Below are 18,185 nucleotides of genomic sequence, written 5' to 3' on the forward strand. Positions count from 1 at the left end.
CGAGTTCTTTTGAAACTATTGTATCATAAGGACTGAAGGAGGGAATATGGTGCGCTACAGAAAACTCAGCGATCACCTGAAGGAAAAATACGGTGAGAGAGTTCAGAGGATAGTCATCTTCGGAGGTTTCTCCTGTCCCAACAGGGACGGGACGAAGGGAACAGGAGGGTGTATCTACTGTGATGCCACAGGGAGCGGTTTCACCACGCTCATGAAACTACCCATCAGAGAACAGGTAATCAGAATGAAGGAAAGGTACGAAAAGAGGGGAATCAGAAAGTTCATCGCTTACTTTCAGGCGTTCAGCAACACGTATGCTCCCATCGAAGAACTCAGAAAAAGGTACGAAGAAGCCCTGGTAGACGATAGCGTAGTTCAACTCTCCGTTTCCACAAGACCCGATCTTGTTCCCGAAGAAGTGCTGGATCTTCTGGAAGAGTTCAAAAAAAGAGTAGACGTTTCTGTTGAACTGGGCCTTCAGACGGCAAATTACAGGACTTTGAAAAAGATCAACAGGGGACACACGCTTGCAGAGTTCGTGGATGCTGCTGTCAGGGTGAAGAGAAGGGGAATAGAACTTGTGGTTCACGTGATACTGAATCTGCCGTGGGACGATATGGAAGATGTGGTGGAGACAGCAAAACTTCTCTCAGCCCTCGATGTGGACGGTGTGAAGCTTCATTCGCTGTACGTGGTGGAGGGAACAAAACTTGCGGAGCTGTACAGAAGAGGGGAGATAAAGATCTGTAGCCTGGAAGAGTACGTGGAGAGGGTCATCACATTCCTAGAGTATTTGTCTCCCAAGGTCGTCATTCACAGACTCGTTGCTGACCCGCCAAAAGAGGGAACGATATTTGGAAACTGGGGAAAGAGCAAAATAGAGATCATCAACATGATAGAAAGAGAACTCGAAAGGAGAGATACGTATCAGGGCAAAAGGTTCGATTATCTTAACAAGTAGTCTGTTTCTTCTGCTTTTCAGCTGCGTTTTTGTCCCCAGGTATACACTCTCTTTCCTCGTATGGATGGCCGCGGATAACGACCTGGAACACTACGTGGCCCAGGACCTCGAAGAGATGAGAGAAAACCCATCGTGGATAGAAGTTTTTGTGATGGTCGATTATGAGACCAATTCGGATACCTTGTATCGTGTGGAAAGTGAGACAGTACCTCTGGAAACCTTCGATGAGATAGATTCCGGTGATCCACAGACTCTTTCTTCCTTTCTGAATGAATACCGAAGGGATGATCTTTCTTTCCTTGTGATCTGGAATCACGGTGACTGGTGGCGTGGTGAGGCTCAGACGACAACGAAGGGAGTTGCCTACGATGAAACGAACGAAGATTTTCTTTCGGTGAAAGAGATAAAGAGCGTTTTAAAAGACTCTCCTGTCACGGTACTTGGTTTCGATGCTTGCTTGATGGGAACTTTCGAGATCTTGTGGGAACTGAAAGAATGTGCAAGATACATCGTGACTTCTTCTAAGGAAATTCCGGCGGAAGGCTGGGATTACACGGCGCTGAAGGAATCAACAGGTCTTTTCTCCCTTCTTTCCAGAATCGTTCAAAAGTACCATGAAAGTTACGGAGAGAGTGTTTCTTTGAGTGTCTGGGATACCTTGAAACTGGATGATGTCATGTACTGGCTGAACAGGGTTTCCCAGTACATGATGAAAAAGCAAATATCGCCCTGGAATTTCACTGTTGAAAGAAGAAAGATAGGAGGTTTTTCCACTGAACTCATAGAACTGGGAAGATTTGCAAGAGCGCTTTCTATGTCTTCGTCTTCAGACAATACTCTTAGATATTATGGTGAAAAACTTTACGATGCCATCGTTTCTGCCAGAATCTACGGCACTCCGAAAGACAACACGGATCTTCTCCTGTACCTGCCAGAGAACATGAAAAATTCCGAGTACTGGGATGACTTTTTCGCACTGAGTGACTTCACAAAAGATAGCTTCTGGGACGATCTTCTTCTTTATTGGAGGGATAAAAATTGAGAAGAGTGAACATGAATCTTGTCTGGATCGGTGTGATCTTTTCGATTGCGAGTACCTTTTTGCTGGTAAAATATTACGGGGAAATCCTTTCTGGAAAGCAGGGACACGTCTTTGCTCTCGCGGCACTTTTTCTCTCGATAGTTTCTTCTCTTTCTCTTTTTGTTGTCTACAGGCAGTGGGCGATTTTGCTGAACGAGAACACTTTGAACACCAAAAAATTGGCAGAAAGTTACGGCATTGATTTGAAAGGAATTCCGCTTGTTCCGAACTGGACGTATTTTGCCTTCGTTCTCTTCTGGTTTCTTTCCTTTCTTTTTCCGGAGGTGTGGCTGTTTTCGCTTCTTCAGGTGGTGTTCTTTGTGACCTTTTTGCATTTTCTTTTCGAAGCAGCAAGGCACCTTCAGGAGGAAAAAGCACGTCTTTACCGCACACTGTTTGATGTGGAGTTCCGGCCTATCATAAAGGAAAGAAACGTCCTATCTGTTCTCTTGCTCACTTTGATCACACTTGGTGTGTACTGGCTGTATCTGATCGTTGAACTTTCAAAGGAAATCAACGAATTTCTTGATGCCGACGAGAGAACCATGAAGAATCTGGAGGTGAAACTGTGAAGGCCTGCCCGAACAAGGAAAGGAACCTTTCCTACTGCAACTGTTCCTATCCTGGCTGTCCGAGGAAGGGTATCTGCTGTGAGTGTATGCACTACCACAGACAGCACGGAGAACTTCCGGCGTGCTATTTCCCGAACGACGCAGAAAGGACCTGGGACAGGTCCATTGAGCATTTCAAAAGAGTGGTGTAAAGAGTGGTGTGAGGTCTTTCCTCACACCACTTTTGAGACAAGTTCGCACACTTTTTCAAGGAACAATCTGTCTTCCTCGGAAAACGGAGAAAAACTGTGTGAGTCTATATCGAGTTCTCCAACGATCTTTCCGTCTTTGAATATGGGAACTACGATCTCTGCCTTCGTTTTCGGGCTGCAGGAGAGGTAGTTCGTCTCTTTGCTGACATCCTGGACAACGAAGGTTTCTTCTCTTTCGGCAGCCTGACCGCAGATTCCAACACCGAAGGGTATTTCAACGTGTTCCGTGGGCTCTCCCACGAAAGGACCGAGTTTCAGCCTTCCATCTTCGACGAAGTAAAAGCCAACCCAGTCATAGTAAGAAACGTGGTTTCTCAAAAATCCACAGAGATCTCCAAGGGCGTCTTTTCCTCTTTCCAGGATTTTTTCGATCTCTTTCATCAATGACTCAAAGTACTCTTTCTTTCCTGGGTAATTTCCTTTCTCTTTGCCCTTCCGAAACTCTATCACCGCCTGAAGGGTAGCGAGTGAGAGTTCTTTGAGCAGACCTTTCCTCCAGAGGGAGAAGACGTCCACGATCACGATCTTTTCTCTCTCGCCGTCCACGACGATCCAGTCCGAGATACCAAGAAGTGACATGAGAAACACGGAGAAGTCCTCTCTTTTCAGGTCAAGAAACCCTTCTCTTTCAGAAAGTGCCTCTGCACACTCCACCTTCTTGTTTCTTGAGATGTCCAGCCATTCCCATTTGAACCGGTCGAGTTCTCTTCTTTCCGTGTTCCAGAGGATCTCTTTTATCTTTTCTTCGTCCAGTTCGAGTTTCTTCTCGTAGTTCGGTATTATCGGTCCGAACTTCTTTCTGAGTTCTTTCCAGAAGTCTATCCACTTTGTTTTGTCCCATCTCAGAATTTCAAGGCACTCTTCAGTTTTGTTCTGCACGATGCTCCTCATGGGATTCCCTCCTTTATGATCGCTCCTCCAAGGAGTGTATCTTCGTCGTAGAAGGCAGCGATCTGACCCGGCGTTACCGCAAACATCTTCTTTTCAAATCGAACCTCCACTTCGGAGTTCTTCACCCTGACGATCGCCGGTGCCTCTTCTGCCTTCTTTCTCACTCTGCAGACACATCTGAACTCTTCTGGAAGGTCAACGTGCCAGACAAGATCGGTGGCGATCAGTCCAGAGAAGAAAACACCTTCCAGACTGGAGACCACAACGACGTTGCTTTCTGGCCTCTTCTCTTTCACGTAGAGCCTTTCACCGAACCTTTCTATCTTCAGCCCTTTCCTCTGACCGATCGTGTAGAGTGGATAGCCTCTGTGATGTCCCACGACTTCGCCTTCTTCCGTAATCACCTTCCCTTCTGCAAGGGTTATTCCTTCATCTTTCAGAAAGTTTTCGATGCTTCCATCCGGTATGAAACACACGTCCTGGCTTTCCTGCTTCTTTGCCACATGTATGCCGGCTTCTTCTGCGATTCTTCTGATCTCTTCCTTCGTGTAGATGCCGTTTGGAAAGAGAAGTTTCTCTATTCTCCATGGTTCTATCCTGGCAAGAAAATACGATTGATCTTTTTTCCTGTCCACTCCCTTCTTTATTACCTTTTTTCCGTACTTGTCGCTGAACTCAACGCGCGCGTAATGTCCACTCGCGAAAGCATCGAACCCTCGCGAAAGTACGTAGTCCATGAAGTATCCAAACTTCACGTACCTGTTGCAATGGACGCAGGGATTGGGGGTGAGTCCTCTGAGCAGATCTCTCTTGAAAGGCTCAATGACCCTTTCTCTGAAGACTTCCCTCACATCGACGATTTCTATTTCCACACCCAGAGAGCGAGCGATCCTTATCGCATCGGCCGTATCTGAAGGGCTGCAACAGACCTTCTTTTTTATCTCTTTTTTCAGGAAGAACTCGTCCTCTTTTGTTTTCATGTGGAAGGCCTTCACTTCGTGTCCTTCCTTGAGAAGAAGGTACAGGGCAACAGCACTGTCCACACCGCCACTTAGAGCCACTCCTACTCTCAAGTTCGCACCTCCTCATCTAAGATGATACCATTTCCTTTATTCGAGAAATTGGGTTAAAATAACTTGAGGAGGTGCAGAAGATGAAATTCCACGGTACGACGATTCTTGTGGTGAAAAGAGATGGGAAAACTGTGATGGGTGGGGATGGACAGGTCACGTTCGGTTCTACCGTGTTGAAGGGAAACGCAAGAAAGGTGAGAAAACTCGGTGAGGGAAGGGTGCTTGCCGGGTTTGCAGGATCTGTGGCGGACGCCATGACGCTCTTCGATAGATTCGAAGCAAAGCTTAGAGAATGGGGAGGAAATCTAACAAAGGCAGCGGTTGAGCTCGCAAAGGACTGGAGAACAGACAGGGTTTTGAGGAGGCTGGAGGCCCTGCTTCTGGTGGCCGATAGAGAGAACATCTTCATCATCTCTGGAAACGGCGAAGTCATTCAGCCCGATGACGATGCGGCCGCCATCGGTTCGGGAGGTCCTTACGCTCTTGCTGCCGCAAAGGCTCTGCTCAGAAACACCGATCTTTCCGCAAGAGAGATCGTGGAGAAGGCCATGATGATAGCCGGAGAAATCTGTATCTACACGAACCAGAACATCGTGATAGAAGAAGTCTAGGAGGTGTTCTTATGAAGAGCTTTGATGAGATGACCCCAAAAGAAATTGTCCAGGAACTCGATAAATACATCGTCGGTCAGCAGGAGGCAAAAAAAGCGGTAGCGATCGCTGTTCGAAACAGAATAAGAAGACAAAAACTTCCCGAAGAATGGAGAAAAGAAGTCCTTCCAAAGAACATACTGATGATCGGGCCCACTGGTGTGGGAAAAACAGAGATCGCTCGAAGGCTAGCTCAACTTTCAGGTTCTCCGTTCTTGAAAGTTGAGGCAACAAGGTTCACAGAGGTTGGATACGTGGGAAAGAACGTGGACTCCATGATAAGGGACCTCGTTGAGATCAGTGTCAACATGGTGAAACAGGAGAAGATGAAAGAGGTGGAAGAGCAAGCCAAAGATCTTGTTGAGGAAAGAATTCTCGATGCCCTCGTTCCGGAATCTAAAGCTACCCCAGTGATTACAAATCCCTTTATAAATCTGATTACAGGAGGGCAGCAGCAACAGTACACACCAGAGGACAGACGAAGGTTCAGGGCGAAAAGAGAAGAGATGCGCGAAAGACTCAGAAGAGGAGAACTGGAAGACGAAGAAATAGAAGTGGAAATCGAAGAAACGGCCTCTCCCTTTATGGGAATCTTTGGACCGGGTATGGAAGATCTGGGAATAGAGATCTCTAACATGTTCAGTGGGATGCTTCCAAAGAAAAAGAAGAAGAGAAGGATGAAGGTTTCAGAAGCAAGGAAGGTCCTTCTTCCCATGGAAGCGGAAAAACTCATCGACATGGATAAGGTGATACAGGAGGCCCTCGACAGAGCGCAGAACAGAGGTATCATATTCATAGACGAAATAGACAAGATAGCGGGAAAGGAAAGCGCTTCGGGTCCAGACGTTTCCAGGCAGGGCGTTCAGCGGGATCTTCTTCCGATCGTGGAAGGCACCACGATCATGACGAAGTACGGACCTGTGAGAACGGACTACATACTCTTCATAGCGGCAGGAGCCTTTCACGTTTCAAGGCCATCAGATCTCATTCCGGAGCTTCAGGGACGTTTCCCGATACGTGTAGAGCTTTCACCACTGACCGAAGAAGACTTCGTGAGAATTCTGAAAGAGCCCGAAAACGCCATCATAAAGCAGTACCAAGCGCTGCTTTCAACGGAAGGCGTTGAACTTGTCTTCACTGAAGACGGTATCAGAGAAATGGCACGCATTGCCTACCAGCTCAATCAGAGACTGGAAAACATCGGAGCAAGGAGACTGTACACGGTTGCAGAAAAAGTCCTTGAAGAGATCTCCTTCGAAGCACCGGACATTCCAGAAAAGAGAGTGGTGATAGACGCAGAGTACGTGAGAAAAAGACTCGAAAGAATCGTCCAGGACGAAGACCTGAGTGCGTACATACTGTGAGGAGAGTCGTTATGAGGGTGTTTTTTCTCTCATTCCTTTTGCTTCTTGCTGCAGCCTGTGCGCTGACAGGTCCAGACAGGGCGGATCTGTACGTTTATCTGTTCAACATCGGTGTTCCTGATGGCGCCACCGTCGACCTGGAAGAAAGTTCTCTGTCGGTGAACGGAAAAGAATACAGTCTCGAATTTGTTTTGAGGGAGAAGGGATTCTACCTGACCACCGTGGACATACCTTTTGACACGAAAGATCTTCTACTCGACGTGAACGCAACGGTCGTGACAGAAGAGCAGACGATGACGGTGTCTTTCAGTGCAAATCCGGTTGTGCTGTTTCACGAGATCGGTGAATTTGAAACAACCACAATCCTTGAAGACAACACCTATCTTCTTCTTGATCTTGAAAACAAGAGGGTTTTTGCTGTCGAAGATCCTGTGAGGGTGTCTGGGGAAATCAGTCAGGAAAGAAGCGTTGTGACTTTAACATTTGACGACTACGAGATGAAGGTTCCTGTCTACAACGGAGAGTTTCTCTTCTACCCACCAAGGCCGTTCGAAATTTACGATGTGAACGTCTTTTTCGACGATATGTCAACCTCTCTTACCTTGGAGGAGGGGAGGGACGAGTACGAGGTCACTTTCTAAAATAAGGCCCCAAAGAAGAAAGAGAGTTTTGAAGTTGAACATGGGACTTTTGACACTTTTGTTTTTCATGCTGTTTGTCTTCTTTGTGAGCTATCACAACTATCAGGTGGCAGAAACACAGCACAACCAGCTTCTGAAAGAGTACGATGCGTTGAAAGAAAAGATCGAGGAACAAAGAAAGCTGAACGAAAGACTCTTAGAGGTGATAGAGAGTGAAACGATTCGTGGTTACGACGTCCCACAAACCGGACAGAGAACAGGTGATGAAAGCCAGGGAACTCGCTGAAAAACTCGGAACGATCTACGTCCCAAGGAAGCGTTTGAAGGAAGTAGAGGCGGACTTCTATTATGTGGTGGAAAAGAACAGAATTTCGATAAAATGGCCTGGTGGGGAGTTCTTCTTTCATCCTTCTTCTGCCATTCTTCGTATGAGGAACATACAAAGTGGGCAGAAGGACTACCTGATAGAGACCCTCCAGCCAGAGGGGAACGAAGTGGTTCTGGACACAACCTTCGGACTTGGAAGTGAGGCCATCCTCATGGCGGCTTTCCTTCCCGAGGGAAAGGTGATTGGTCTGGAGGGATCGATTCATATATACACCGTGGTGAAACACGGTATGGAGAATTTCGAAACGGATATAAAATGGCTGAAAGAGGCTTTGAAGAGGATCGAACTCTACCACGCGGATTTCAAGGAATACATCAGGGAACAACTCGACAACACCTTTGATGTGGTCTACTGCGATCCCATGTTTGAAAACCCGGTGTACGAGTCTTCCGCCATGAACCCGTTAAGACCCTTTGCGGTGTACGACACGGTGAACGAGGACGACGTGAAAGAGATGCTCAGAATCGCCAGAAAGAAGGTCATCCTGAAAAGCCATATCAAGGACTCACTCTTCAAGAGGATCAGAGTGGATGAGTTAAAGGGTTCCAGAAAAAGCGGAGTGATGTACGGGGTGATCTACAAGCGATGAAGATAGCCATAGTAGGGGGCCCCACCGCCGTCGGGAAAACAGACCTCATGGTGGAAGTATGTGAGGAAATAAACGCGGAGATCGTATCGATGGACTCAAGACAGATCTATCGCTACATGGATATAGGAACGGCCAAACCAACACCGGAGCAGAGAAAAAGGGTCCCTCATCACATGATTGACATACTGGATCCTGACGAATACTACAACGCCTTTCTTTACAGGAAGGATTCACTGAAGGCAGTGGAAGGCATTCTCAAACGTGGGAAGATACCCGTATACGTGGGTGGAACAGGGCTTTATGTGGACGCTCTTGTGAGGGGTATATTCGAGGGAGTGCCCGCGGATGAGAACATAAGAAAGGAATTGAGAGAACTCGAGAGAAGAGAACCGGGGATCCTGAGGAAGATGCTTGAGGAATTCGACCCGGAAGCGGCAACACGGATTCACCCGAACGACCTTAAAAGAACCATCAGGGCGCTCGAAGTTTACGTGAAGACGGGAAGGAGGATATCTGAACTTCAGAAAGAAACAAGGGGAGACGATAGATTCTTCATAATAGTACTGATGAGGGAAAGATACGATCTCTACGACAGGATAAACAAAAGGGTTGACAGGATGATAGAGATGGGTCTTGTGGACGAGGTGAAGAAGCTCTTGAGTATGGGGTATTCAAAAGACTTGAACTCAATGAAAACGATAGGATACAAAGAAGTGATCGAATATCTGGAAGGAAAATACGACTTCGAAAAGATGGTGCACCTCATAAAGAGAAACACAAGACACTTTGCGAGAAGGCAGATCATATGGTTTAAAAGGTATGAGAACGCCATATGGTACAATTTAACTTTCGTGAACAAAGAGGAAATTAAAAAGATCTTGAAAGATCTCATAGTGAAGAATTTTTCGGTATAATCCATATTTGAATCTCACGTTGAGGGGGGAGTTCACCTTGGCAGAAAAGTTCAACCTTCAGGACAGATTTCTGAACCACCTCAGGGTCAACAAAATCGAGGTGAAGGTGTACCTGGTGAACGGTTTCCAAACGAAAGGATTCATCAGATCTTTCGACAGCTACACAGTTCTTCTGGAAAGCGGAAATCAACAGAGTCTCATCTACAAACACGCTATCAGCACCATCATACCCTCTTCGTACGTTATGTTGATGCCCAGAAAGCAAGAACCAGAAAAGGAGGATGAAACTCCTGAAGACCAGGGATCTTGAGGGGAAAAAAGCGATCGTTGTTGCCGTTGGAAAGGATGAAGAAAAGATAAAAGAGTCCCTCGAAGAAATGAAGGGACTGTGTAAGACTTTGGGAGTTGATGTCGTTGAATGGCTTTGGCAAAAGAGAGCAAAACCCGATCCTGCTACCTACCTGGGAAAAGGGAAACTCCAGAAGCTCAAAGAAATAGTGGAATTCTGTGAAGCCGATCTTGTTGTGGTAGACGATGAGATTACACCAGTTCAATCGAAAAACATGAGAGAGTACCTGGAAGTGGAAGTACTGGATAGGACTCAGGTGATCCTCGAGATCTTTGCACGCCATGCAACCAGTGAAGAAGGAAAGCTTCAGGTGGAAATGGCGAGTCTCCTCTACGAGTTGCCGAGGTTGGTTGGGAAAGGTGAGGAACTCTCAAGACTCGGTGGTGGAATTGGAACGAGGGGCCCCGGTGAACCTCTGCTTGAGGTTTTGCGGAGGCACATCAAAAACCGCATCACACAACTCAGAAAAAGACTGAAGGAGATAGAAAAAGAAAGGGAAGTTCAAAGAAAGCAGAGATTGGAAAAGAAGATCCCTCATGTGTCCATTGTGGGTTACACCAACGCGGGAAAATCCACTCTCCTCAAAGCACTCACAGAGAGCGATGTTTACGTTGCAGACAAACTCTTTGCCACGCTTGAACCAGTGACAAGACGTTTGAAACTGAGAAGTGGAAGAGTCATCCTTGTGAGTGACACCGTTGGATTCATAAGGAAACTTCCCCACACGATCGTGAGTGCGTTCAAAGCGACTCTGGAAGAGGTGAAGTATTCGGATGTTTTGATACACCTTGTAGATGCTTCGGATCCGTATGTTGAAGAGAAGATGAAAGCCTCAGAGAAGGTACTGGAAGAGATCGGAGCAGACAGAATCCCAAGGATCCTTGTCTTCAACAAGATCGATCTCTGTACTGAAAACAGAATCGAGACGCTGAAATGGAAATACCCTGAGGCCCTTTTCATTTCGGCAGAAAAGAGAATAGGACTCGATCGCCTTCTGGAAAAACTGGAGGAAGTCCTCAGTCAAAGGGATGTTCAAGAAACCATAAAGATCCCCATAGAAAAGATAAGGCTGGTTTACACAATGAAAGACAGACTGGAGATACTGAACGAGGAGTATCGAGACGGTTACGTTTTTGTCACGGTGAAGGCCGATAAAGATACCGTAGAGCTACTGAAGGGGAAGGTGACATCTTGAGGGTGGTCTTTGTCGGGACTCCCGGGTTTGCAGCGGAGATTCTGCAGCACATGGTGGAAAACGGTGTTGATGTTGTCGGTGTTGTGACACAACCGGACAAACCGAAAGGACGTGGTAGAAAAACGCTCCCCACTCCGGTCAAGGTCGTTGCAGAGGAAAAGAGCCTTCCCTGTATTCAACCAGAATCGATAAACAGAAAAGAGGCTCTGGAGTTCTTGCACTCAGTGAACCCGGATGTTCTGATAGTTGCTTCCTACGGTAAGATACTGGGTGAAAAGGTGCTTTCACTTCCAAAATACGGCTGTTACAACATCCATCCTTCTCTTCTTCCAAAGTACAGAGGTGCTTCTCCGATACAGAGATCCCTTGAAAACGGGGAAAGAAAAACGGGAGTTACCATCTACAGAATGGTGAAAGAGCTCGACGCGGGTCCCATTGCTCTTCAGAGAGAGGTGGACGTAGATCCCTTCGAAACGTTCGATCATCTGGAAAAAAAGTTGATAGAACTTTCGAAGGAAATGGTGATCGATTTTCTTGAGAGATTGGAGAAAGGTGAAATACATCTGAGAGAACAGGATCATACACAGGCAACCTACGCTCCTCTCATAAAGAAAGAAGATCTGTTCGTTGATTTTTCGAAGGACGCAGAGACGGTGAAGAACAAGATCAGGGCATACGACTCAAGGCCCGGTGCAAGGGCTTTTTTGAATGGAAAAGAGGTAAAGTTGTTTGGAGTAACAACTGTAGATAGTTCGAATGATGAACCAGGTTTGATACACTATATAGATAGAGAAGGTGCCTGGATAGGAACCGGCAGGGGAAAAGTGAAGGTGAAGTACCTGCAGCTTCCCGGGAAAAAGAAGCTCACCTTCTGGGAACTCAAGAACGGAAGGTTGATAGAGGAAGGTATGAGGCTGGAAAGGAGGTATGAGAGTTGAGAAGGTTGAACTACTTCATGCTGAAAGGAGCAAAAACCGAGGAAGACTACAAAAAGGTAAAAAGCGCCATTGAGAAACTTGATGGTGTGTTCAAAGTGGATTACGAGATGGCGGCTGAAGTTGTTGGTGTGGAATACGATGATAGAATAATCTCTAAAGAGCAGATAAAAACGGTGGTTGACAGTTTGGGTTACACACTCATCGTATGAAAAGGAGTTGTTCAAGGTGAAAACACTGGAAGTGTTGAGCCTGAAGAAGTACTTTCCGATCAGAAAGGGCTTTTTGGTGAAAAAGATCGTTGACTACGTGAAGGCAGTTGACGATGTTTCTTTTGCTGTGGAAAAAGGAAAGACCTTTGCCCTTGTTGGTGAGTCTGGCTGTGGAAAGACGACCACAGCGAAAACTGTGCTCCGTCTCACAAATCCCACTGCTGGTCGGGTCATCGTTGATGGCGATGATACCACTTACTACTTCATGAAAACAAAAGAGGCGATTTCTTATCTGAAAGCGACCTATGTGGACATATTCCGTAAGATGAAGACCTCTTTCTCACCCGATGAGATAATAAACACCCTGGATGGTGTCGACAAAAAGTACGCAGAGATCTTCTTCAAAAAAGTCGGAGAAAGCGAGGACAGATTCTATCGAGCTCTGCTTGAAAATACAGAAGAGAAGAGAATGAAGTTCAGAAGGAAAATACAGATCGTCTTTCAGGATCCGATGAGCTCTCTGAATCCCAGAATGACCGTTGGAGACATATTGACGGAACCAATTCTCTTCCACGGACTTGCCAAAAACCGTGAAGAGGCAATCGACATGGCAAGAGAGCTTCTTAGAAACGTCGGACTCAAGGATTACCACCTGGAGAGGTATCCTCATCAGTTCAGTGGAGGGCAGAGACAGAGGATCGCCATCGCGAGGGCCATCTCCATAAATCCGGAAATAGTGATCCTCGACGAACCAACGGCTTCTCTTGACGTTTCCGTTCAGGCACAGGTTATAAACCTATTTCTCAAACTCCAGGAAGAAAATGGCTTTACCTATCTTTTCATCTCGCACGACCTTGGGCTCGTGAGATTCATAAGTCACGAAGTGGGCATCATGTACCTCGGAAGGATCGTGGAGATGGGTGACACGGACGAAATCTTCGACAATCCATTGCATCCCTATACCCAGGCCCTGCTGTCTGCCGTTCCGGTGCCGGATCCAAAGATTGAGCGATCAAGAAAGCGAATCATACTCAAAGGAGGAGTTCCAAGTCCTATCAACAGACCCACAGGGTGTTTTTTCCATCCCAGGTGTCCCTACAAGATGCCCGTGTGTGAAAAAGAGTATCCTCTTATGAAAGAGGTTTCTCCAAACCACTGGGTGGCATGTCATCTACACTCATCATAGAGGAGGTGTATGTTCATGCGTAAGTTCTTTGGTGTTTTCGTGTTGATCCTTGCTATTACAATGTTTGCAGAACTTTCGCCGTTTGCTCAGTTTGAAACCTACATCGGAGCGGACGCCACAGGACAGTACGGGGGAGTACTCGTAGTTCCAACGCTTTCTGGCCCCAGAACGTGTAACGATGTGGTAGCACAGGAGACAAGCTCCAGAGACGTCATTGTAAGGTTCATGGCTTCCATGATAGAGCTCGACAACTACGCGAGGATACATCCTGCCCTTGCAGAAAGCTGGGAGCTCAAGCAGAATGAAGATGGCAGCATGGAGATCATCTGGCATCTGAGGAAAGGTGTCAAATGGAGTGACGGAACACCGTTCACAGCAGACGATGTGGTCTTCACGATCAACGACGTGTACTTCAACCCCGACATACCAAACGATATGCAGGACCTTTTTGCTGACAACTGGCCCGTGGCCGAAAAGATCGATGACTACACTGTAAAGACGACACTGAAAGAAACCTACAGACTCGCTGTGAGGTACATCGGAGGTATTCCCATCTTCCCGAAACACCTTGCAGAACCTTACGTGAAAGAAGGAAAGTTCAAGGAGTTCTGGACGGTTGATGCCATAAACAAGGGAGAGATCGTTGGACTCGGGCCGTTCATTCCCGTTGAGTACGTTCCCGATCAATACGTGAGATTCGAAAGGAACCCGTACTACTGGAAGTATGACAAAGACGGAAAACAGCTTCCGTACCTTGATGGTATCATCTTCAAGATCATTCCAACTCAGGATGCCCAGAGGCTCGCGTTCGAAAACGGAGAAGTCGATGTGTACGGACCTCGTGGAACGGAGTACGCTGAACTCAAGGCTATGGCTCAAGAAAAGGGATGGGTCGTCGGGGTTGGAGGTCCCAACTTCGGTACCACTTTCATCACCTTCAACTGGAACGCTCCAGATCCCGTGAAGAGGAAGTGGTTCAGAAACGACTTCTTCAGAAGAGCCGTTGCTTACGCCATCGACAAACAATCCATGATCGACACACTCTACAACGGTCTTGCGGTGGAACAGTGGGGTCCTATCAGCCAGGCTGCAACTGTCTACTACGACGAATCCGTTCTCAGAAAATACCCGTACAACCTCGATCTTGCAAGAACGATGCTCAAACTCGGTGGATTCAAGTGGGATGAAAACGGCCAGCTCCTCGACAGTGAAGGGAATCCTGTGAAGTTCATCATCATGACCAACGCTGGAAACCAAGTCCGAGAAGGAATGGGTAATATCATAACAGAGTCGCTCAAAAAACTCGGAATGGATGTGACATTCGCTCCTATAGACTTCAACACTCTTGTTCAGAAACTCGTTGTGAACGGCGATTGGGAAGCAGTCATAATAGGTCTCACAGGATCCGACGAACCACAGGGTGGAGCAAACGTGTGGAGAATAAAAGGATCACTTCACTTCTGGAACTATCACCCCGAAGTCAAAGAGTTCGTCGATCCGAACGACTACTACTCGCCCGACTGGGAAAAAGAAATCGACAGAATCTTTGAGGAAAATGTGAAGATCCTTGATCAGCAAAAAGTGGTGGACATGTTCAGAGAGTTCCAGAGGCTGGTCTCTGAACACCTGCCTCTCATCTACACTACCCAGCAGCTTTATCTGTACGCGTACAGTAAAAAGCTCCACAACCTTGAACCCACCGCATTCGGTGGAATGTGGGGTTGGAATCAGGATTGTGTCTGGAAGGAACAGTAAAGTGTTTCGGAGGGGGAAATCCCCCTCCCTTTCCAAACTTCTGATGAAGAGGTGATCCTGTTTGCTCAAGTACATCGCCCGCAGACTGATCATCATGGTACCAGAGCTTTTGATCATTTCTTTTCTTGTTTTTATCATCATGCAGGCGGCACCGGGAAATTTCCTGGATATGTACCGTCTGGATCCCTCTGTATCACAACAGTTTCTTGAAAAGATGGAAAAAGAACTTGGTCTGGATAAACCCTGGATCGTCCAGTACGGAATATGGTTGAAGAACGTCTTAAAGGGTGACTTCGGGTATTCTTTCTACTACAGAAGGCCTGTTTCCACTCTGATATGGGAGAGAGTATTTGCCACGGTGATACTATCTGTTTCTTCACTCGCTTTTGAGTGGTTACTCGGTATAGTTGTTGGTATTTTCTCTGCTCTGAAGAAGTACACCATCTGGGACAAGATTCTCACGGTTGTTGCCTTCAGTGGTATCGCGCTTCCAGGTTTTTTCTTAGCCATACTCCTTCTATTCGTGGCTGCAAAAACTGGATGGTTTCCTATCGCCGGTATGGTCTCTGTGAACTACAATGAGATGACAACGTGGGAAAGGTTCAAAGATATCGCATCGCATCTGGTATTACCCACAATTGCTCTTGGTTTTGGCGGTTTCGCCTCTCTGATGAGGTACATGAGAGGAAGTCTTCTTGATGTTCTGAACGAGGATTACGTGGAATTTGCCCGTGCGAAAGGAATGCCCGAACGTGTGGTCATATACAAGCATGCCTTGAGGAATGCCATCAACCCTATGATCACCTTCCTTGGATTCAGTATTTCTAACGTCCTCGGTGGTGCGGTCATCATAGAGAACATCTTTGCGTGGCCCGGCATGGGAAGACTCATCTATCAGGCTCTTCTTCAACAGGATATCTACATAGTCATGGCGTCTGCTGTGATCAGTGCCATCATGCTGGTGGTGGGGAACCTCATCGCTGACATACTTCTTGCTGCGGTGGACCCAAGAGTGAGATTCGAGTGAAGGAGGAGTTGTCATGGCTGAGGAGAAAGCGATTCCCATTGAAAACGGTGAAATAGAGTTCAAAGAAAAGGTTCTCTCCAGAAGAGAGCTCATTTGGAGAGCCTTCAAAAGAAACAAGCTCGGTATGTTTGGGCTTTATGTTCTCATAATTCTCTACCTCATGGCTCTTTTTGCCGATTTTCTATCACCTTATCATCCCTACGAACAGTCGCTGAAGCACTCTTTTGCTCCGCCGACCAGATTGCACAGGGAGTACAAAGGAAAACGTGTTGGAGCGTACGTTCTTCCAACCGTGAGTTACGTTGATAAAGCCACTTTTGAAAGAAAATTCTACGAGATGCTCTTTCCAAGAAGACTTGTTCTGGATGTCTTTGGATCTCAGGTCAATTACGAGATAGGAAAAGAAGGCGTAACCGGCTTTTCCTTCATGGTGGATGAAGAATACTATCTTGTTTTGAAAGACGGCACCAGAAAGTTCGCCGGTTCCACCACCAGGGTGGTGGATTACTTCCTGTTCGGATACGACACCGATGTCCTGACAAAGGGTGAGGCGGAGATAGAAACTACTTCACCTGTTGCAAAAGACACGTACTTTGGAAAGTATGGTTTCAGGTTGGGACTCGATTCTCCCGATGATATCGAAAAGGTGATATTGAAGGAGAAACTCAACATGGTTCTGGTGAAAAAAGGTGAAGATATCGAGATGATCACAGGAAAGGTGCTCGATTACGATTACAAGACGTATCCAGTGAAATGGTTTATCAAGTCGTGGGGTGGTGATGAAAAACACAAGCTCGGTTATCTTTTCTGGCTCATACCGTTCAGGTATCACCTTTTCGGTGTGGATAATTACGACAACAACGAATACGTGAGATTCTACATAATGGGTGCGGATCAGTACGGTAGAGACATCTGGAGCAGACTCGTGTTTGCCTCCAGGATCTCTCTCTCCATTGGTTTCATAGGAATGTTCATCACTTTTGCGCTTTCTCTGATCTTTGGTGGAATCTCCGGATACTACGGTGGGCTTGTGGATGAACTCATGATGAGGTTTTCTGAGATCATCATGTCACTTCCGGGATTCTACCTTCTAATCCTTTTGAGATCGTTGCTTCCTCTGGATATTCCATCCACACAGGTGTACATTCTGCTCGTCTTCATACTCTCTTTCATTGGATGGGCGGGCAGAGCCAGGGTGATAAGGGGAATGGTACTTTCCATAAAGCAACGAGAGTTCGTGGAAGCAGCAAAGGCACTCGGTTTTCCAGACACGAGGATCCTCTTTCGCCATGTTCTTCCAAACACAACGAGCTATCTGATAGTCGCCGCCACTCTTGCAATACCAGGATACATCCTGGGAGAAGCGAGTCTCAGTTTTCTGGGACTCGGTATAAGGGAACCCGATGCGAGCTGGGGATTGATGCTTGCTCAGGCACAGAACGTAGCCTACATGACAAAGTACCCATGGCTTCTCATACCTGGTTTGTTCATCTTCATCACGGTGCTTTCGTTCAACTTCGTTGGAGACGCTTTGAGAGACGCTCTGGATCCGAGGTCTCTCGGATAGGATGCTGAAGTACAGGTTGAGGGGAAAAAGGGTGGAGGAGCTGGTGGAATACGCACAGGCAGGTTTCAAGGAGGCGATAGATCTCATCATCGAAAAGTACTATCCCATGGTCGTGAAGATATCCTCTCGGTACTTTGCCAGCTGGGCAGAGCAAGAGGACGTGATACAGAACGGACTTGTGGGACTCATAAAGGCCATTTTCTACTACGACAGTTCCAAGAGCACCTTCACGTCTTTTGCCTGGAGAAGTGTGGAGTCTGAAATAAAATCCTTTCTCACCTACATGAACAGGAAAAAGAACAGGATGCTCTCCGATGCCGTGAAGGTGGAGTCGATGGAAAAAGAAGAAGACGATTCACCTTTTGAGATGCCGGACGCCAGTCGAGACATCGCCCAGAGAGCTTTTTCTGATATAATTCTAGAGAAGGTTCTGGGGAATTTGAATGAACTGGAAAAGAATATATTCCTCAGATGGCTGGATGGATACTCGTACAAAGAGATAGCAAAGGAGTTTCGTGTGTCTTCAAAGAAAGTGGACAACACGGTTCAGAAGGTAAAGAGAATGATTTCTGAACTAGGGTGAT

Annotated in this window: 21 protein-coding genes; 19 read left to right on the plus strand and 2 right to left on the minus strand. The window is 46.8% G+C overall.

The features are described from left to right. The first annotated feature begins 49 nt into the window (after window positions 1–49). The 4 genes from AS006_RS03335 (at window position 50) to AS006_RS03350 (ending at window position 2,805) form a co-directional block, all read left to right on the plus strand. Window positions 50–961: a TIGR01212 family radical SAM protein gene (locus AS006_RS03335; RefSeq protein ID WP_101512956.1), complete on the plus strand. Its 912-nt coding sequence runs from the start codon at window positions 50–52 to the stop codon at window positions 959–961. Between the two features lie 64 nt (window positions 962–1,025). Further along, on the plus strand, window positions 1,026–2,003 hold the full coding sequence (locus AS006_RS03340) for a clostripain-related cysteine peptidase (RefSeq protein WP_101512957.1): 978 nt from the start codon (window positions 1,026–1,028) through the stop codon (window positions 2,001–2,003). 5 nt (window positions 2,004–2,008) lie between these two features. Further along, a complete protein-coding gene (locus AS006_RS03345; protein ID WP_233185648.1) occupies window positions 2,009–2,614 on the plus strand; it encodes a DUF4234 domain-containing protein in 606 nt (201 codons plus the stop codon). After that, the gene (locus tag AS006_RS03350; RefSeq protein WP_101512959.1) at window positions 2,611–2,805 is read left to right on the plus strand and encodes a DUF6485 family protein; all 195 of its coding nucleotides are present in this window, start codon (window positions 2,611–2,613) and stop codon (window positions 2,803–2,805) included. The genes AS006_RS03345 and AS006_RS03350 overlap by 4 nt, the downstream gene beginning before the upstream one ends. Before the next feature lie 21 nt (window positions 2,806–2,826). On the opposite strand, the gene AS006_RS03355 is transcribed toward AS006_RS03350, so the two are convergent. Both AS006_RS03355 and mnmA read right to left on the minus strand, forming a co-directional pair. After that, window positions 2,827–3,756 (minus strand): GAF domain-containing protein, encoded by a 930-nt coding sequence (locus tag AS006_RS03355; protein WP_101512960.1) that lies wholly within the window; start codon window positions 3,754–3,756, stop codon window positions 2,827–2,829. Next, complete coding sequence (gene mnmA / locus AS006_RS03360) at window positions 3,753–4,829, minus strand: tRNA 2-thiouridine(34) synthase MnmA (RefSeq protein WP_101512961.1); 1,077 nt, start codon at window positions 4,827–4,829, stop codon at window positions 3,753–3,755. The genes AS006_RS03355 and mnmA overlap by 4 nt, the downstream gene beginning before the upstream one ends. Window positions 4,830–4,909: 80 nt before the next feature. On the opposite strand from mnmA, the gene hslV reads away from it, so the two are divergent. The 15 genes from hslV (at window position 4,910) to AS006_RS03435 (ending at window position 18,184) form a co-directional block, all read left to right on the plus strand. Further along, window positions 4,910–5,440, plus strand: coding sequence for an ATP-dependent protease subunit HslV (gene hslV, locus AS006_RS03365; protein WP_101512962.1), 531 nt, complete (start codon window positions 4,910–4,912; stop codon window positions 5,438–5,440). An 11-nt stretch (window positions 5,441–5,451) separates the two neighbouring features. Next, window positions 5,452–6,843: an ATP-dependent protease ATPase subunit HslU gene (gene hslU / locus AS006_RS03370; protein ID WP_101512963.1), complete on the plus strand. Its 1,392-nt coding sequence runs from the start codon at window positions 5,452–5,454 to the stop codon at window positions 6,841–6,843. Between the two features lie 11 nt (window positions 6,844–6,854). Next, window positions 6,855–7,484, plus strand: a complete 630-nt coding sequence (locus AS006_RS03375; protein WP_101512964.1) for a hypothetical protein — start codon at window positions 6,855–6,857, stop codon at window positions 7,482–7,484. 28 nt (window positions 7,485–7,512) lie between these two features. Next, on the plus strand, window positions 7,513–7,770 hold the full coding sequence (locus tag AS006_RS03380; protein WP_233185617.1) for a heat-shock protein Hsp70: 258 nt from the start codon (window positions 7,513–7,515) through the stop codon (window positions 7,768–7,770). Then, window positions 7,697–8,461, plus strand: coding sequence for a class I SAM-dependent methyltransferase (locus AS006_RS03385; protein WP_101512965.1), 765 nt, complete (start codon window positions 7,697–7,699; stop codon window positions 8,459–8,461). The genes AS006_RS03380 and AS006_RS03385 overlap by 74 nt, the downstream gene beginning before the upstream one ends. After that, window positions 8,458–9,375 (plus strand): tRNA (adenosine(37)-N6)-dimethylallyltransferase MiaA, encoded by a 918-nt coding sequence (miaA, locus tag AS006_RS03390; protein WP_101512966.1) that lies wholly within the window; start codon window positions 8,458–8,460, stop codon window positions 9,373–9,375. Before AS006_RS03385 ends, miaA begins: the two co-directional genes overlap by 4 nt. A gap of 37 nt (window positions 9,376–9,412) precedes the next feature. Further along, a complete protein-coding gene (gene hfq / locus AS006_RS03395; RefSeq protein WP_012310528.1) occupies window positions 9,413–9,685 on the plus strand; it encodes an RNA chaperone Hfq in 273 nt (90 codons plus the stop codon). 13 nt (window positions 9,686–9,698) lie between these two features. Continuing rightward, window positions 9,699–10,919 carry a GTPase HflX gene (hflX, locus tag AS006_RS03400; RefSeq protein WP_101513316.1) on the plus strand — a complete coding sequence of 407 codons (1,221 nt, stop codon included), beginning with the start codon at window positions 9,699–9,701 and terminating at the stop codon, window positions 10,917–10,919. Continuing rightward, a complete protein-coding gene (gene fmt, locus AS006_RS03405) occupies window positions 10,916–11,857 on the plus strand; it encodes a methionyl-tRNA formyltransferase (RefSeq protein ID WP_101512967.1) in 942 nt (313 codons plus the stop codon). Before hflX ends, fmt begins: the two co-directional genes overlap by 4 nt. Further along, window positions 11,854–12,066 carry a heavy-metal-associated domain-containing protein gene (locus AS006_RS03410; RefSeq protein ID WP_199167340.1) on the plus strand — a complete coding sequence of 71 codons (213 nt, stop codon included), beginning with the start codon at window positions 11,854–11,856 and terminating at the stop codon, window positions 12,064–12,066. The genes fmt and AS006_RS03410 overlap by 4 nt, the downstream gene beginning before the upstream one ends. Window positions 12,067–12,082: 16 nt before the next feature. Then, window positions 12,083–13,252: an ABC transporter ATP-binding protein gene (locus AS006_RS03415; protein ID WP_101512968.1), complete on the plus strand. Its 1,170-nt coding sequence runs from the start codon at window positions 12,083–12,085 to the stop codon at window positions 13,250–13,252. A 15-nt stretch (window positions 13,253–13,267) separates the two neighbouring features. Then, the gene (locus AS006_RS03420; protein ID WP_101512969.1) at window positions 13,268–15,007 is read left to right on the plus strand and encodes an ABC transporter substrate-binding protein; all 1,740 of its coding nucleotides are present in this window, start codon (window positions 13,268–13,270) and stop codon (window positions 15,005–15,007) included. Between the two features lie 61 nt (window positions 15,008–15,068). Continuing rightward, the gene (locus tag AS006_RS03425; protein WP_101512970.1) at window positions 15,069–16,034 is read left to right on the plus strand and encodes an ABC transporter permease; all 966 of its coding nucleotides are present in this window, start codon (window positions 15,069–15,071) and stop codon (window positions 16,032–16,034) included. A gap of 13 nt (window positions 16,035–16,047) precedes the next feature. Continuing rightward, window positions 16,048–17,601 (plus strand): ABC transporter permease, encoded by a 1,554-nt coding sequence (locus AS006_RS03430; protein ID WP_101512971.1) that lies wholly within the window; start codon window positions 16,048–16,050, stop codon window positions 17,599–17,601. Window position 17,602: 1 nt separating this feature from the next. Beyond that, the gene (locus tag AS006_RS03435; protein WP_101512972.1) at window positions 17,603–18,184 is read left to right on the plus strand and encodes a sigma-70 family RNA polymerase sigma factor; all 582 of its coding nucleotides are present in this window, start codon (window positions 17,603–17,605) and stop codon (window positions 18,182–18,184) included. Window position 18,185: the final 1 nt, after the last annotated feature.

This window comes from Thermotoga sp. SG1, assembly GCF_002865985.1.
In the GTDB taxonomy this organism is placed as follows: Bacteria; Thermotogota; Thermotogae; order Thermotogales; family Thermotogaceae; genus Thermotoga.